The sequence below is a fragment of the Lactococcus sp. FSL K6-0773 genome, from assembly GCF_038006485.1.
GTDB classification, from domain to species: Bacteria; Bacillota; Bacilli; order Lactobacillales; family Streptococcaceae; genus Lactococcus; species Lactococcus lactis.
In genome coordinates this window covers 1074085-1087582 of sequence record NZ_JBBOVF010000001.1, presented here as the reverse complement: position 1 = coordinate 1087582, position 13498 = coordinate 1074085, and the positions used below count along the sequence as shown (strand labels likewise).

Genomic DNA, 13498 nt, shown 5'->3' with positions numbered 1-13498 from the left:
AACTCCCTAAGTTAATTACGGATAATTTTTACAACAATTTTTATTGTACTCTTCGAGATAGGCTTTTTCAAGGATAAACTGGCTTTAGACTAATGAAAATGGCTTAATAAAAAATTTAAAATGTGTGCTTGACTTTTACTTGAAACGTGTTATAATAAATATAAATAAACTATTAGAAAGGAGCGTTCGTAAGGGCGCTCCTTCTCTTGTGTTTTTAAAATAGAAGTTGACTTTAACTTTGTATTTTATGAAAGGAGAATTGCCTATGAATGATGTTGTTAAAATTGTAGAAGATTTCATTAGACCTCATATTCCTCAACCTTTTGAACTGTTTGCAGTTGAATGGGAAAAATTTGGTGGAGATATGATGCTTTCAATTCTGGTGGATAAAGAAGGCGGAATCGAAATTGATGAGACGGCTGAGTTGAGTGAAATCATTTCACCTTTGCTTGATACCATTAGTCCAGACCCGTTTCCAACAGAAGGTTATCTACTAGAGGTTGCAAGTCCAGGAGCTGAACGTCCTTTGCGTAAAGCTGAGCATTTTGCGGGTGCAGTTGGTGAGTATATTTTCGTTAAACTTTATCAAAAAATCAATAATGAAAAAGAAATTACTGGTGATTTGGTAAGCTTTGATGGAGAAACTTTAGTGGTAGATGTCTTGGATAAGACCCGTCATAAAAATATTGAAATTCCTTTATCTGCTGTTGCAAAAGCACAAACGATGGTTAAATTTTAAAGATATGACAGGATTTATTGATTTTTCTAAAGAGAGTCAATAATTAGAAGCTGAGTTCGATTTCCTTGAGTTAGGCGAAAATGTAAAACTTCCTTGATTCAAGGTAGTCGAACTTAGCTTATATTAAAAATGAAATTTTCTTATAAAAAGAAAGAGAGAAAAAAATGAGCAAAGAAATGCTGAACGCCTTTGCAATGTTAGAAGAGCAAAAAGGAATCAAATCTGAGATTGTTATTGAAGCGATTGAGCAAGCTATCACAGCAGCTTACAAGCGTCAATATGGTCAAGCACAAAATGTTAAAGTTATCTTTGATGAAAAGAAAGGAAACTTCAATGTTTATTCGACTCGTGAAGTCGTGGATGAAGTTTTCGATAGTCGTCTTGAAATTTCACTTGAGGATGCGCATGAATTAAATCCTCACTATGAAATTGGCGACAAAATTATGTTTGAAGAAAAACCAAAAGATTTTGCTCGTACTGCTGCTGGAGCTGCTAAACAAGTTATCATGCAAAAAATGCGTGAAGAAGAACGCACAATTATTTATAACGAATATAGCCGTTACAAAGATGAAATCATCCAAGGAACTGTTGAAAAAGTTGATGCTCGTGCCGTTTATGTAAATCTTGGCCGTGTTGATGCTCTTTTGACTAAGAAAGACCAAATTCCACAAGAAAACTTCCATGTGGGAGACCGTGTAAAAGTTTATGTTACTGATGTTGTCTTGACTCCAAAAGGAACTCGTGTCTTCATTTCACGTACTACGCCTGATATGCTCAAACGTATGTTTGAAAAAGAAATTCCTGAAGTTTTTGATGGAACTGTTGAAATCAAATCAATTGCTCGTGATGCTGGAGACCGTGCTAAAGTCATCGTTCAAAGTCATGATGAGAATGTTGATGCAATTGGTACAATGGTTGGGGCTAAAGGTTCACGTATCCAAGGAATCATTCGCGAACTTGCGGGTGAAAAAATGGATATCATTGAATGGTCAGAAGATAAAGCGACACTTGTTGCCAATGCTTTAAAACCTGCTCGTATTGAACAAGTTTTGATTACTGCTGACGGTTCAAGTTTAGCAGTTGTTGCGCGCGATCAATTGTCACTTGCCATTGGTAAACGTGGTCAAAATGTTCGTCTTGCTGCACACGTTACAAACAGTAAAATTGATATTAAAGCGGCTGATGAATTCAATCTGGATGATTATGAATTCGTGGGTGAAGATGGGGAAGAAATTCCAACAACTGAAGTTAACGAAACTCTTGTAGTTGAAGAAGTTGTTGAAACACCTGAAGTTAGCGAAAGTGAAGAATAAATTTTAAAAGCTTGAAAATTTACTGACAGAAAATAATATTTTAGAAAAAGCACAAAGGTGCTGAAAATTTCTTTTTTATAGGTCCGTCAGTAAAATGGCTGATATTCTAGTGGTCAAGAAATTGGCTGTCAGTCATTTTTTCAACAGAAATTTTGAGGATTTTCGATGAAACAGAAAAAAACTCCAATGAGAAAATCTTTAGTCTCGAATGAACAATTTCCCAAAAAGGATTTGTTACGGATTGCTTATAATAAAGAGGGAGAAATTTCAATTGACCCTTCTGGTAAAGCACATGGACGCGGAGCTTATATTGCTATTTTGAATAAAGAAGCAAGAGAAGCTAAGAAAAAACGTGTTTTTGACCGAGCTTTTCAAACTAAAATTGCTGATGAGTTCTATGATGAGTTAATCACTTATGTTGAACACCTTGTTGCTCGACGAGAACTTGAATCTGCAACCTATTCCGCTGATTTAGCGCCGGACTACGACTAAAGATGGATAAAAAACAACAAATTTCAAATTTACTAGGAATTGCAAAACGAGCTGGAAAAATTATTAGTGGTGAAGAATTGGTGATTAAATCAATTCAAAGCAGTAAAGCTACATTAGTTTTTCTTGCCAATGATGCCGCAGCAAATTTGAGTAAAAGAATTACTGATAAATCAAATTATTATGAGATTGCTGTCTCAACACTCTTTACAGAAATAGAATTATCGCACGCCATAGGACAAAATCGCAAGGTTATTGCACTTGTGGACGATGGATTTGCAAAGAAAATGGAGAGCCTCATGAACAATTGATGATATAAGGAGGACAAAGATTGTCTGATAAAAAACGTATAAACCAAATTGCTAAGGAAACTGGATTAACAAATGCTGAACTTGTTTCGGCAGCACAAACTCTCGGTTTTGAAGTGAAATCACATTCAAGTTCTGTAACAGCAGAACAAGCAGAAAAAATCATTCAAAGTGCAAAAACAGGCACTGACCAAACTGCTAAAGTTGCTGAAAAACCTGTTAAAAAAAGTCAACCAAAAGCTGCTGAGTCAGCAAAGAAAAACAAGGAAGACCATCCACGCACTTTTGCTGGAAAAGCAGTTGTTGAGGACCCAGCAATTTTAGCAAGAATTAAAGCTAAAGAAGAAGCTGAAAAAGCAGCAAAAGTAGAAGTTGCATCAACTGAACATCCTGTTGTTACAGAAAAACCTAAAGCTAGTGAACCAGTTAAAAAAGCTGAACCAAAAGTTGAAGCTAAATCTGAGCCAAAAGTTGAAAAAGTAGAAACAAAAGATAACACAGCAACGTCAAAAGCTGAAGTAAAACCAGAAAATGTTGCTGATAAAAAAGAACCAGTTGTTACTGAAGAAAAGAAAAAATCATTGACTCAAAAACCAAGAATTCAAATCAAAGTTATTAAACGTGCCGAAGATATCAAAAAAGAACAAGCGGCAGCTCGTCCTGAAAAGAAAAAATTCGACAAAAATCGTAATGACCGAAATAATCGTAGTGATAATCGCCGTCCTAACCAAAATGGGAATGGTCAAGGTGGAAACCATTATGATAAGAACCGTTCATCTGGTCAAGGACAAAATCAAGGTCAAAAACGTGACAAATTCGCTTCATCAGGTAGTGCACCAGCAACAGATTCGTTTACACCAGCTACTTCTGGTAAAACAAGCCGTCGTGACCGTGACCGTAAAAAATCTGATAACAACCGTGATAATACAAAAGATGGTAACCGTAAAGGTGGTCCACTTCGCGTAAATGATAATCGTAATCAAGTTCGTAATGCGCGTAACTCAAACTGGAATCAAAAAGGTGGTCGTGGTCGTTACCAAAACAACCAATCTTCAAGTGTTCCAGCAACTCAACGTAAATTCCATGAATTACCAGAAAGTCTTGAATATGAAGTAGGAATGAATGTTCAAGATATTGCTAAATCAATCAAACGCGAACCAGCTGAAATTATCAAAAAACTCTTCATGATGGGAACAATGGTCAATCAAAACCAATCACTTGATGAAGATACAATTGAGTTGATTCTCATGGATTATGGTGTAACACCAGTCAAAAAAGTTGAAGAAGACAAATCAGATATTGAACGTTTGTTTGTTGAAGATGGCTATCTTAAAGAAGAAAACATGGTTGAACGTCCAGCCGTTGTAACAATTATGGGACACGTTGACCATGGTAAAACAACCTTGCTTGACCGTTTCCGCGAATCTCGTGTGACTGAGGGTGAAGCAGGTGGTATCACTCAACATATTGGGGCTTACCAAATCAAAGCAAATGGTAAGAAAATCACTTTCCTTGATACACCAGGTCACGAAGCCTTCACTTCTATGCGTGCTCGTGGTGCTTCTGTCACAGATATTACAATCCTTGTAGTTGCTGCTGATGATGGTGTAATGCCACAAACAATTGAAGCAATCAATCACTCTAAAGCCGCTGGGGTGCCAATTATTGTTGCAATCAACAAAATTGATAAACCAGGTGCAAATCCACAACGTGTTACACAAGAATTGACTGAACATGGTGTTTTCCCAGTCGCTTGGGATCCAGAAAATGGTTCAGAATTCGTTGAAATTTCGGCTAAATTTAACCAAAATCTTGATGAATTGTTAGATACAGTTCTTCTGGTGGCAGAAGTGCAAGAACTTAAGGCTGACCCAACTGTTCGTGCCATTGGTACTGTTGTTGAAGCCCGTCTTGACCAAGGTAAAGGGGCAATTGCAACTCTCTTGGTACAACAAGGAACACTTCATGTTCAAGATCCAATTGTTGTCGGAAACACATATGGTCGTGTTCGTACAATGACAAATGACCTCGGACGTCGGATTAAAGAAGCTGGTCCGTCAACTCCAATTGAATTAACTGGTCTTTCTGACGTACCACAAGCTGGTGATCACTTCGCAGTATTTGAAGATGAAAAAGCAGCTCGTGCGGCTGGGGAAGAACGTGCTAAACGTGCTCAATTGATCAAACGTCAAAATACACGCCGTGTTAACTTGGACAATCTCTTTGATACTCTTAAAGAAGGTCAAACTAAATCTGTTAACATTATCATCAAAGCGGATGTTCAAGGTTCTGCAGAAGCGCTTGCTGCTTCACTTCAAAAAATTGAAGTTGAAGGTGTGAAAGTAGATATCGTCCATTCAGCTGTTGGGGCAATTTCAGAGTCTGATATTTCACTTGCAGCAGCATCAAATGCGATTATCATTGGTTTCAATGTTCGTCCAACTGGTCTTGCACGTGAACAAGCGGCTCAAGAAGAAGTTGATATTCGTTTGCACAGCATCATTTATAAAGTAATTGAAGAAGTTGAAACAGCAATGCGTGGAATGCTTGATCCTGAGTTCAAAGAAGAAATCATTGGTGAAGCAATTGTTCGCGAAACGTTCAACGTTTCTAAAGTTGGTACAATTGCCGGATTTATGGTTATTCGTGGTAAAGTTGCCCGTGATGCTTCTGTCCGTGTCATTCGTGAAGGTGTCGTGATTCATGATGGAGCTATTGCCAGTCTTAAACATTTCAAAGATGACGTTAAAGAAGTCGGAAATGCTCAAGAAGGTGGTTTGATGGTTGAAGACTTCAACGATGTTGAAATTGATGATACATTTGAAGTTTACAAAATGGTTGAAATCGAACGTAAATAATAAGGTGTGAGGAAAGCCTGCTAAGAAGTTATGAAAAATGCCATTTGACTTGTGACTTTAGTCGCATAGTGAGAATGGACAGCGTAGATAGAGAAATATGGTTATACGCGTAGCGTAGGTTCCACTTTGTCTATTTTCACTGACTTCTAAGAAGGTGAACTCAGTTAAATAAAAGGTGAGGGCGACTGGTTAAAAATGATGAATTTTATTTAAGTTTATTGTTTCTGGGAGCTTTTACTCATTTTAAAACGAAAAAATAGGAGGAGAAAATGGGAAATTCTTTTCGTAGCGACCGTGTCGCTGTAGAAATTCAACGCGAAATCAATGATATTTTACGAAACAAAGTACGTGATCCACGTGTTCAAGATGTAAATATCACTGATGTTCAATTGACTGGTGATTTGAGTCAAGCGACTGTCTATTATAGCCTCTTGTCAAATCTTGCCTCTGATAATGAAAAAGCCGCAACTGCTTTGAAAAAAGCAACCGGACTTTTCAAAAGTGAATTGGCAAAACGCATGACCATTTTCAAAATTCCAGATTTAACTTTTGCAAAAGATGAATCTGTTGAATATGGTTCAAAAATTGATGAGCTTCTTCGTGGGCTTAACAATAAATCAGAATATTAATTAAAAAAGTTACTGACGAAAAAATTGAGTGTATTCTTTAGGTTGAATACATTCTGACAGTTCTGTCAGTAACTTTTTTTGTCATAAAAATACTGACAGAATTGTTCTAGATAAATTTTGTGATATAATAGACATTGTGAAATGAAAGCGAATAAAATCTGCTCATTTGGAGGAAATTATGAAAGAACCATTGTTTTTGAACTCAGTTTTGCAAGAAAAAATCTGGGGCGGCGACCATTTGAAAGAGTTTGGCTATGATTTGCCATCAGACAAAGTTGGTGAATATTGGGCTATTTCTGCTCATCCACATGGTGTGTCAACAATTGCTAATGGCGAATTTAAAGGTCAAAAACTTGACCAATTATACGCAAGTCACCGCGAATTGTTTGGTGATAGTAAAAAAGAAGTTTTTCCCTTACTAACTAAAATTTTAGATGCCAATGACTGGCTTTCTGTGCAAGTTCATCCAGATGATGAATATGGACAAAAACATGAAGGTGAACTTGGAAAAACTGAATGTTGGTACATTATTTCAGCTGAACCAGGCGCTGAGATTATCTATGGACATAATGCTAAATCACGTGAAGAATTAGCAGAAATGATTAAATCTGGTGATTGGGATCATTTGTTACGTAAGGTAAAAGTGAAAACAGGGGATTTCTTCCATGTTCCGTCAGGAACAATGCACGCAATCGGTGCTGGAATTGTTATTCTTGAAACACAACAATCTTCTGATACAACTTACCGTGTTTATGATTTCGACCGTAAAGATGACCAAGGAAATCTACGTGAATTACATATTCAACAATCAATTGATGTATTGAATATTCCGGGCGACAAAGTTCCTGAAAATCAAGTTAAAACTGAAAAATTTGCTGATGCAGAAATTACAACTCTTGTGAAATCAGATTTCTTTGATGTTTATAAATGGCAAATTCATGGTGACCATGAATTTACCAAAGTTGCTGATTACACTTTAGTTTCTGTACTTGATGGTCAAGGAAAATTAACAATTGATGGAAATGAATATCCAGTTGAAAAAGGAGCTCATTTCATCTTACCAAGCAACATTGAAAAATGGAATTTGTCTGGTCAATTAGAAATTATTGCCAGCAATCCTGCCTAATGAATTCAAAAGTTACTGATGAAAACTTTAAATTTTCTGTCAGTAACTTTTTTTGTTGAAATTATTTCTGTCAGTAGTTTGGGAAGGCAAATTTTACTGACAGAAACTAATATTTTTTATAAAAATTGAGCAATGATGACGTTTTCTAAAAATTATTACTTGCAAATCATTCTAAAAAATAATATAATTTGATACAGAAAACCATTTGCAATATAAAAACAAATTGAGTTCATCTTGCGAGAAAGAAAAAATAGAATAATAAATCAGGGGGTAAGTTGATGATGTTTTTTTGCATCAGTTTATCCCCTATCTAAATGTAATAATAGAATTTCATAAGGGGGTTTTATTGATTTCAATTTCTTTTTTTTTCGTAATGTCTAAAGTCGGACTCACATCTAAATAATGAAGAGGATGACAGATGAAAACAGATTTTGATAAGGTGAATGAATGGCTGATTCAACTCTTTCATGATTTTATGATATTAGAGGAGCAATTTTTAAAGGACTCAGCTTATTCAGATGTAACAGTAAAAGAATTACAAATTTTGACACTGGTTCATACGCTAGGAACTTGTCGTGCGACAGATATTGCCAAAAATCAAAAATTGGCCTTGTCAACAATTACAATTACCCTCAATCGATTAGAAGATAAGGGATATATTGAACGCAAGCGTTCTACAGCGGACAGACGAGTGACTCACATTATACTGACATCGAAGGGTGATGAGCTTTGTGCAACTCACCGTGAATTTTTCCATACGATTACAGATAATCTATTTGATAGCGTTTATGGAACTACTGAAAATAAATTGGCTGGTGAACTTGCAACCTTACACGATTCTTTGGAGAATATGAAATAATGACTTTTGCGAAAATTACGCAAGTGGCACACTATGTGCCTGAAAATGTGGTATCTAATGATGACTTGTCCAAAATAATGGATACTAATGATGAATGGATTTACAGTCGGACAGGGATTAAAAATCGCCATATTTCAACTGGAGAGAACACCTCAGACTTAGCAGCTAAAGTTGCTAAGCAGTTGATTAGCGATTCAAATTTAAGCCCAGAAACGATTGACTTCATCATTGTTGCTACAGTAACTCCGGACTCATTGATGCCTTCAACCGCGGCACGGGTTCAAGCTCAAGTAGGAGCAGTTAATGCTTTTGCTTACGATTTGACTGCGGCTTGTTCAGGCTTTGTCTTTGCTCTATCAACAGCGGAAAAATTAATTTCCTCAGGAGCATATCAACGAGGGCTTGTCATTGGCGCAGAAGTCTTTTCAAAAGTAATTGATTGGTCAGACCGATCAACTGCTGTTCTTTTCGGAGATGGAGCTGCTGGTGTGCTTATTGAAGCTGGCGCGAGTCAACCTCTGATTATTGCTGAAAAAATGCAAACAGATGGAAGTCGTGGGAACAGTTTACTTTCTAGTTATGCTGACATCCAAACTCCATTTGCCTCTGTTTCATACGAAAGTTCAAACTTGAGTATGGAAGGGCGAGCAATTTTTGATTTTGCCGTACGTGATGTTCCTAAAAATATCCAGGCAACTTTAGAAAAAGCTAATTTGTCTGCTGAAGAAGTAGATTATTATCTCCTTCATCAAGCGAATTCAAGAATCCTTGATAAAATGGCTAAAAAGCTTGGTGTGACGCGCCAAAAGTTCCTTCAAAATATGCAAGAATATGGTAACACATCGGCAGCAAGTATCCCTATATTGTTGTCAGAATCCGTAAAAAATGGTATATTTAGTTTGGACGGTCAAACAAAAGTCGTCTTGACAGGATTTGGCGGTGGCCTCACTTGGGGTACAGCAATTATTAATTTATAAGAGCTTCAAAGTTTAGCAAGTTTTTCTTTAGTTGTCTATATAAGAAAACATTATCAGCTAACTTTGACTCACAAAAAGATTTTAAAAAATCTTCACTAACTAATGGTTATAAACCGCTTTGCGGATATAATATAAATATTTTCACTCAATTAAAGGAGAAAAAATTATGGCAGTATTTGAAAAAGTACAAGATATTATCGTTGACGAACTCGGTAAAGAAAAAGAAGAAGTAACACTCGAAACTTCATTTGAAGAGCTCGACGCTGATTCACTTGACCTTTTCCAAATCATCAATGACATCGAAGACGAATTCGACGTTGAAGTTGATACAGAAGCAGATATGAAAACAGTTGCTGACCTCGTTAAATACGTAGAAAACAACAAATAATTTGGGATGGGGGTGAAGCGAGCAAAGGAGTTGATTCTTTTGCGAATTTCGCCCCTTCTTTTCGTTGGACTAGTTCTATTTTCAAAATAGAATTCTAGTATAGGGGGCTCAGTAATGATATACTGAGCTTGTCCTATAATTTTCATATTGAAGAATGTCATTTTTTTTAAGATAAAAAACATTTTACAATACTAATAATTAACTTTATAAAAGAAAATACGAGGAATTCTAATTGACTGATTTTGAATCATTGATTCAAAAGGTTGATTACTATATATTATGACTAAAACAGCATTTTTATTCTCAGGTCAAGGGGCACAAAAGCTTGGAATGGCACGTGACTTATATGACCAATATGAAATAGTTAAAGCAACTTTTGATGAAGCAAGTCAAGCTTTAGGATATGATTTGCGAGCTTTGATTGATAATGATGAAGAAAAACTAAATGAAACAAAGTACACTCAACCTGCAATTTTAACAACCTCTGTTGCTATTTTACGTTTGTTAAGTGAGAATGGGATTAAACCTGACCTTGTTGCTGGTCTTAGTCTTGGTGAATATTCTGCCTTGGTAGCATCAGGAATCATTGATTTTCAAGAAGCAGTTAAGCTTGTAGCTAAACGTGGTCAATATATGACAGAAGCTGCACCGACTGGTTCTGGTAAAATGGTCGCTGTAATGAACACAGACCCAGCCTTGATTGAAGAAATTTGCCAGAAAGCGGCCGAATTTAAAGGCGGTATTGTGAGTCCAGCAAATTATAACACGCCCGCACAAATTGTTATTGGTGGTGAAGTTGAGGCGGTTGATTATGCTGTTGAGTTGCTAAAAGAAGCCGGAGTTCGTAAACTTATTGAATTAAAAGTTTCAGGACCTTTCCATACAGCAATTTTAAAACCAGCATCTGAAAAATTGGCTTTGGAGCTTGATAAAATTGATTTTAGACCTTTTGAATTACCATTAATCTCAAATACGAGTGCTAAAGTAATGGAAAATGATGAAGTCAAAGGACTTTTGACGCGTCAAGTCATGGAACCAGTTCGTTTTTATGAATCTGTTGAAACAATGCAAAAACTAGGGGCGACTCGCTTTATTGAAGTTGGTCCTGGGAGAGTACTTTCAGGTTTCATTAAAAAAATTGATAAAAATGCAGAAATTGCTAATGTTGAAAATTTAGCTTCATTTGAAGCTTTGATTAATCAGTAAAATTGAAGAAAGGAATTGTGTTTATCCTTTTGAAATCTTAGTACTAAAGTGCTAAAACTTCTTAGGCGGGCTCATATCTTAAATAATGGAAATTAAAAATAAAAATGTCTTTGTGACTGGTTCAACACGTGGAATTGGTAAAGCAATTGCGCTTCAATTTGCTAAAGCGGGTTCTAATCTAATTATTAATGGTCGTTCAGCAATTTCAGAAGAATTATTAGCTGAATTTACAGCCTATGGTGTTAAAGCAGTTGGTATTTCTGGTGATATTTCAAAATCAGAAGATGCAAAACAAATGGTTGCAGAAGCGATTGAAACTCTTGGTTCAGTAGATATTTTGGTAAACAATGCAGGAATTACTCGTGATGGTTTATCTTTGAAGATGTCAGAAGAAGATTTTGAGTCTGTTCTTAAAATCAACTTGACTGGGGCTTTCAATATGACACAGGCTGTTTTGAAACCGATGACCAGAGCTCGTTCTGGAGCAATTATTAATATCTCATCAGTTGTTGGACTTATGGGAAATGCTGGGCAAGCAAATTATGCCGCTTCAAAAGCAGGACTTATTGGTTTGACAAAATCAATTGCTAGAGAAGTTGCGGCACGAAATGTTCGTGTCAATGCTGTGGCTCCAGGATTTATTGAATCAGATATGACTGAAGTTCTTTCTGATAAAGTTAAAGATGCAATGAAGGGGCAAATTCCAATGAAACGTTTTGGAATGCCTGAAGAAATTGCAACAGCAACTCAATTCTTGGCTGAACAAGAATATATGACTGGACAAGTACTTACCATTGATGGTGGAGTTTCAATGTAAATTATTCATTGATAAATTTTAAAATTAAGAGGATAAAAATATGACAAATAGAGTTGTTATCACTGGTTATGGTGTAGTTAGTGCAATTGGAAATAGCCCAGAAGAATTTTGGAACAATCTTAAAGCTGGTAAAACTGGAATTGGTCCAATCACTCACTTTGATGCTGAAGCAACAGGGATTTCTGTTGCAGCAGAAGTAAAAGAATTTCCATTTGATAAATATTTCCAGAAAAAAGATGCACGACGCATGGATAGTTTCTCACTTTATGCGGTTTATGCAGCACTTGATGCAATGGAAATGTCTGGTATTACAGAAGAAAATACTAATTTTGACCGTTTGGGCTGTATCATGGCTTCTGGGATTGGTGGACTTGAACAATCACAAAAAAATTCACAAGCAATTGTCGCTAAAGGCCCTCGTAAAGGGGTAGCACCACTCTACGTTCCACTTGCTATTGCTAATATGGCAACTGGTAACGTTGCTTTACGTACAGGTGCTCGTGGGGTTTCGCGTGCTGAAGTAACGGCTTGTGCGGCTGGTGCTAATTCAATTGGTTCAGCTTTCCGTGAAATCAAACATGGTTACGCTGATGCAATGATTGCTGGTGGTGCTGAAGCGGCTATTTGTGAACTTGGAATTGCAGGTTTTGCTAATTTGACTGCTTTGACTAAAGAAACTGACCCTGAAAAAGCATGTATTCCATTCGATAAAAATCGTTCAGGATTTGTAATGGGCGAAGGTTCTGGTGTATTGATTTTGGAAAGCCTTGAACATGCACAAGCTCGTGGCGCTAATATCTTGGCTGAGATTGTTGGATACGGAAATACAAATGATGCTTTCCATATGACAACTCCTTCAGGAGTGGGTGCTGAAAATGCGATTAAATTGGCTTTGGAAGAAGCTGGTGCAAGTCCAGCTGATGTTGATTACGTTAATGCACACGGAACTTCAACACATGCCAATGAAGAAACTGAAAGCAAAGCAATTCACAATGTAATTGGCGATAAAGCTTATGTTTCATCTACAAAAGCATTGCACGGTCATGCACTTGGTGCAACAGGTGCAATTGAAGCAGTGGCAACTGTTCAAGCACTTTTGAATCAATATGCACCAGTAAATGCTGGAACAACTGAACTTGATGAAGGAATGACAATTAATGTTGTTCTTGGTGAAGGTAAACCTGCTGATATTAATCTTGCATTGTCGCAAGACTTTGGTTTCGGTGGACACAATGCTGTATTGGCATTCAAGAAATGGACTGGAGAGTAAATAAAAATGAACATTTCAGAAGTAAAAGATTTGATGAACCAATTCAATGGTTCTACTTTACGTGAATTTTCTTGGAAAAATGCTGATGGTGAATTATCATTTTCTAAAAATGAAGGTCAAGCCCTTGTTGGAGCTCAAAGTGCTGCACCTACTGCACCTGCATTTACAGCTCAACAAGCAACGCCAGTTGCAGAAAGTACAGAAGCGCCCGTAGCAAGTGAAGCGGCTGTTGAAGCTGAGGGTGAAGCAGTTACTTCTCCATTAGTGGGTGTAGCCTATCTTAAACCTTCACCAGATAAGGCTGAATTTGCCAAAGTTGGTGATTCAGTTAAAAAAGGTCAAACTTTGCTTATTATTGAAGCAATGAAAGTAATGAATGAAATTCCTGCACCAAAAGATGGAGTCATCACGGAAATTATGGTTTCTGGAGAAGATGTCGTTGAATTTGGTCAAGATTTGATGAGAATCAAATAAAAAAATTACTGACAAAGCTCTGTCAGTTTATCTTTGATGTAAAAG

14 protein-coding genes are annotated in these 13498 nt (G+C 36.7%); all 14 read left to right on the top strand.

Going from position 1 to position 13498, the window contains the following annotated elements:
• Positions 1–265: 265 nt before the first annotated feature.
• The 14 genes from rimP to accB all read left to right on the top strand — a co-directional run bounded on the left by rimP (position 266) and on the right by accB (position 13453).
• Positions 266–739, top strand: coding sequence for a ribosome maturation factor RimP (gene rimP, locus MHB61_RS05130; RefSeq protein ID WP_010905551.1), 474 nt, complete (start codon positions 266–268; stop codon positions 737–739).
• Between the two features lie 164 nt (positions 740–903).
• A complete protein-coding gene (gene nusA, locus MHB61_RS05125) occupies positions 904–2052 on the top strand; it encodes a transcription termination factor NusA (protein WP_137015954.1) in 1149 nt (382 codons plus the stop codon).
• Positions 2053–2217: 165 nt separating this feature from the next.
• The gene (gene rnpM, locus MHB61_RS05120) at positions 2218–2544 is read left to right on the top strand and encodes an RNase P modulator RnpM (RefSeq protein WP_003132489.1); all 327 of its coding nucleotides are present in this window, start codon (positions 2218–2220) and stop codon (positions 2542–2544) included.
• 2 nt (positions 2545–2546) lie between these two features.
• On the top strand, positions 2547–2852 hold the full coding sequence (locus MHB61_RS05115; RefSeq protein WP_003132491.1) for a YlxQ-related RNA-binding protein: 306 nt from the start codon (positions 2547–2549) through the stop codon (positions 2850–2852).
• Positions 2853–2872: 20 nt separating this feature from the next.
• Positions 2873–5707, top strand: coding sequence for a translation initiation factor IF-2 (gene infB, locus MHB61_RS05110; protein ID WP_003132492.1), 2835 nt, complete (start codon positions 2873–2875; stop codon positions 5705–5707).
• A 269-nt stretch (positions 5708–5976) separates the two neighbouring features.
• Entirely contained in the window at positions 5977–6336 is a 360-nt protein-coding gene (rbfA, locus tag MHB61_RS05105; RefSeq protein WP_003132494.1) for a 30S ribosome-binding factor RbfA, read from the top strand.
• Between the two features lie 178 nt (positions 6337–6514).
• Entirely contained in the window at positions 6515–7462 is a 948-nt protein-coding gene (manA, locus tag MHB61_RS05100) for a mannose-6-phosphate isomerase, class I (protein ID WP_014570474.1), read from the top strand.
• A gap of 418 nt (positions 7463–7880) precedes the next feature.
• The gene (locus tag MHB61_RS05095; protein ID WP_003132498.1) at positions 7881–8321 is read left to right on the top strand and encodes a MarR family winged helix-turn-helix transcriptional regulator; all 441 of its coding nucleotides are present in this window, start codon (positions 7881–7883) and stop codon (positions 8319–8321) included.
• Positions 8321–9298 carry a beta-ketoacyl-ACP synthase III gene (locus MHB61_RS05090; protein WP_003132499.1) on the top strand — a complete coding sequence of 326 codons (978 nt, stop codon included), beginning with the start codon at positions 8321–8323 and terminating at the stop codon, positions 9296–9298. Before MHB61_RS05095 ends, MHB61_RS05090 begins: the two co-directional genes overlap by 1 nt.
• A 166-nt stretch (positions 9299–9464) precedes the next feature.
• Positions 9465–9686: an acyl carrier protein gene (locus tag MHB61_RS05085; RefSeq protein WP_003132501.1), complete on the top strand. Its 222-nt coding sequence runs from the start codon at positions 9465–9467 to the stop codon at positions 9684–9686.
• Between the two features lie 279 nt (positions 9687–9965).
• Entirely contained in the window at positions 9966–10892 is a 927-nt protein-coding gene (gene fabD / locus MHB61_RS05080) for an ACP S-malonyltransferase (RefSeq protein ID WP_058225829.1), read from the top strand.
• A gap of 85 nt (positions 10893–10977) precedes the next feature.
• Positions 10978–11709, top strand: a complete 732-nt coding sequence (gene fabG / locus MHB61_RS05075; protein ID WP_003132504.1) for a 3-oxoacyl-[acyl-carrier-protein] reductase — start codon at positions 10978–10980, stop codon at positions 11707–11709.
• Between the two features lie 40 nt (positions 11710–11749).
• Positions 11750–12979, top strand: coding sequence for a beta-ketoacyl-ACP synthase II (gene fabF, locus MHB61_RS05070; protein ID WP_003132506.1), 1230 nt, complete (start codon positions 11750–11752; stop codon positions 12977–12979).
• A gap of 6 nt (positions 12980–12985) precedes the next feature.
• Complete coding sequence (accB, locus tag MHB61_RS05065; protein ID WP_003132509.1) at positions 12986–13453, top strand: acetyl-CoA carboxylase biotin carboxyl carrier protein; 468 nt, start codon at positions 12986–12988, stop codon at positions 13451–13453.
• Positions 13454–13498 lie beyond the last annotated feature (45 nt).

What these genes read in the sequence shown, in the direction of transcription:
- rnpM (WP_003132489.1), top strand. Translation starts at nt 2,218, where the DNA reads ATGAAACAGAAAAAAACTCCAATGAGAAAATCTTTAGTCTCGAATGAA.
- rbfA (WP_003132494.1), top strand. Translation starts at nt 5,977, where the DNA reads ATGGGAAATTCTTTTCGTAGCGACCGTGTCGCTGTAGAAATTCAACGC.
- accB (WP_003132509.1), top strand. Translation starts at nt 12,986, where the DNA reads ATGAACATTTCAGAAGTAAAAGATTTGATGAACCAATTCAATGGTTCT.
- fabD (WP_058225829.1), top strand. Translation starts at nt 9,966, where the DNA reads ATGACTAAAACAGCATTTTTATTCTCAGGTCAAGGGGCACAAAAGCTT.
- fabG (WP_003132504.1), top strand. Translation starts at nt 10,978, where the DNA reads ATGGAAATTAAAAATAAAAATGTCTTTGTGACTGGTTCAACACGTGGA.
- MHB61_RS05095 (WP_003132498.1), top strand. Translation starts at nt 7,881, where the DNA reads ATGAAAACAGATTTTGATAAGGTGAATGAATGGCTGATTCAACTCTTT.
- nusA (WP_137015954.1), top strand. Translation starts at nt 904, where the DNA reads ATGAGCAAAGAAATGCTGAACGCCTTTGCAATGTTAGAAGAGCAAAAA.
- rimP (WP_010905551.1), top strand. Translation starts at nt 266, where the DNA reads ATGAATGATGTTGTTAAAATTGTAGAAGATTTCATTAGACCTCATATT.
- MHB61_RS05085 (WP_003132501.1), top strand. Translation starts at nt 9,465, where the DNA reads ATGGCAGTATTTGAAAAAGTACAAGATATTATCGTTGACGAACTCGGT.
- fabF (WP_003132506.1), top strand. Translation starts at nt 11,750, where the DNA reads ATGACAAATAGAGTTGTTATCACTGGTTATGGTGTAGTTAGTGCAATT.
- manA (WP_014570474.1), top strand. Translation starts at nt 6,515, where the DNA reads ATGAAAGAACCATTGTTTTTGAACTCAGTTTTGCAAGAAAAAATCTGG.
- MHB61_RS05090 (WP_003132499.1), top strand. Translation starts at nt 8,321, where the DNA reads ATGACTTTTGCGAAAATTACGCAAGTGGCACACTATGTGCCTGAAAAT.
- MHB61_RS05115 (WP_003132491.1), top strand. Translation starts at nt 2,547, where the DNA reads ATGGATAAAAAACAACAAATTTCAAATTTACTAGGAATTGCAAAACGA.